Annotated in this window: 1 protein-coding gene and 1 pseudogene; both read left to right on the top strand. The window is 66.2% G+C overall.

From position 1 onward, the window contains the following. Positions 1-17 precede the first annotated feature (17 nt). The gene (locus B1964_RS17025; protein ID WP_366664293.1) at positions 18-179 is read left to right on the top strand and encodes a WS/DGAT domain-containing protein; all 162 of its coding nucleotides are present in this window, start codon (positions 18-20) and stop codon (positions 177-179) included. A gap of 76 nt (positions 180-255) precedes the next feature. Then, positions 256-444: pseudogene (locus B1964_RS17020) on the top strand (hypothetical protein); the annotation flags it as partial.

The following is a 444-nucleotide window of genomic DNA, read 5'->3' as shown; positions in this document are numbered from 1 at the left end:
TGAGTGCTCTGCATGCGGTGCCGGGCCTGATCGCCGGACATGCGCTGTCGATCGGGGTGGTGGAGTATCTCGACCGGTTGAACTTCGCGTTCACCGCCGACCGCGGCGTGATCGGTGATCTGCCCGCCCTCGCGGGTTATGTCGCCGAGTCGTTCGAGGAATTACTGGGGGCGCAATGACTGGGAGCGATCGCGTGGTCACGCCCACCGCCGCCGGCCAGTAGGGTGAGCGCGTGCAGAAGCGAAGGACTCATCGATGAGGGTGTACTTTCCGGCGACGTTGACGATGTTGATGGAACTCGACGAGTCGGGTGAGTTCCGGCCGGTCGGCGGAACGGGATTCGCGCTGACCCCGGCCCTGCGCGAATCGTTCCTGTCAGGCGACGACGAGGAACTCGCCGAGGTCGCGATGCGTGAGGCCGCGCGGGCGTCGTTGCGGCTGGTC

Source organism: Gordonia sp. i37 (genome assembly GCF_002043085.1).
Lineage (GTDB): Bacteria > Actinomycetota > Actinomycetes > Mycobacteriales > Mycobacteriaceae > Gordonia > Gordonia polyisoprenivorans.
Note: the sequence above shows the minus strand (reverse complement) of the source record. Positions and strands in the feature narration are given on the sequence as shown.